Source organism: Desulfallas sp. Bu1-1, from assembly GCF_015594625.1.
In the GTDB taxonomy this organism is placed as follows: domain Bacteria; phylum Bacillota; class Desulfotomaculia; order Desulfotomaculales; family Desulfallaceae; genus JADNRQ01.
On record NZ_JADNRQ010000058.1, the window covers coordinates 1 to 1145 of the forward strand.

Annotated in this window: 1 protein-coding gene; it reads right to left on the reverse strand. The window is 45.9% G+C overall.

Features of this window, described 5'->3' with window-relative positions:
- A partial coding sequence (locus IT084_RS17585) for a reverse transcriptase domain-containing protein (RefSeq protein WP_195714182.1) occupies positions 1-645 on the reverse strand: 645 nt, incomplete at its 3' end.
- Positions 646-1145 lie beyond the last annotated feature (500 nt).

Genomic DNA, 1145 nt, shown 5'->3' on the forward strand with positions numbered 1-1145 from the left:
GCATAATCCACCTTGAGGAGTCCCCTCCATGGAAGCTTTAAATTCCCCTTCTTCCATGATTCCTGCCTTAAGCATCCGTGCAATAATCCTTAATAGTTTGCTGTCCTTTATCCTGACTTCGAGGCATCTCATCATCCAGTCGTGGTCTACGTGGTCGAAAAACCCGGATATGTCTGCATCTACTACCCAGTTGATTTTCTTTGTCATTATGATGTTGTTTAATTCTCGTAAGGCATCGTGGCAACTGCGTCCGGGACGAAATCCATATGAGCTGTCAAGAAAATCCTGTTCATATATGGCCGATAAAATTTTACTAACCGCTAACTGGACAATTTTGTCCTCATATGCTGGTATGCCTAGAGGTCGTTTCTTATTACTACCTGGTTTAGGAATGTATACGCGCCTTACTGCTTGTGGTTTATATGCCATCTTCATTAGTGATTCATGCAACCTCTTGATATTTCCTAAAAGGTTTTCTTCGTATTCTGCTTTGGTTACTCCATCTATACCAGCGGCTTTATTCCTACTAAGTTCTTGATGACATTTCAGTAGCATTTCCACACTAAGCAGATGTACGAGGCTTGTAAACTGTTCCTTTGGCTTCTCTTTTGCTACTTGTGCTATCTTTGCAAGTTTTGTTTCCAATTATCTTCCACCTCTGTGTGTGGTAATTGTGTCCTTTGCAAAGGTCTCCTTGTGTGACTGCCTTTTCTCCGCAGCCGTTACGCTGCTTCATTGATACTATTCAGTCATCCGACTCCCTGCCTCTCTTTTGCCTTCCTCGCTTGGTTATCGCTTGTAGGGCATACCCGCTACCAGGGAAAGACAGGGTCTCCCGGGTTGCCGCCAATTCTCAATGTTAGCGTGCCGAGCTCTTAGACCCCGGAGCGTCAGTAGGGACTCACCATAACGTCCGCACCGATATTGCCTTCTGTGTGTGTAACCACATCGGCCATTCTCGACTAATATTTCGAGGCTCAATCACTTCAGCTTTCGCTTTCGGCCCGCTATTTTGCCGTTCTACGCTTAAAACTTTCAGTTGCCTGAACGTCTCCAAGAACTAGCTACAGGGCTGCTGGTTAGGCATTACCCTGGTGGGGCTTTCACCCACTAGAATTAACGACCTTGCCCGGCCGCACTACACA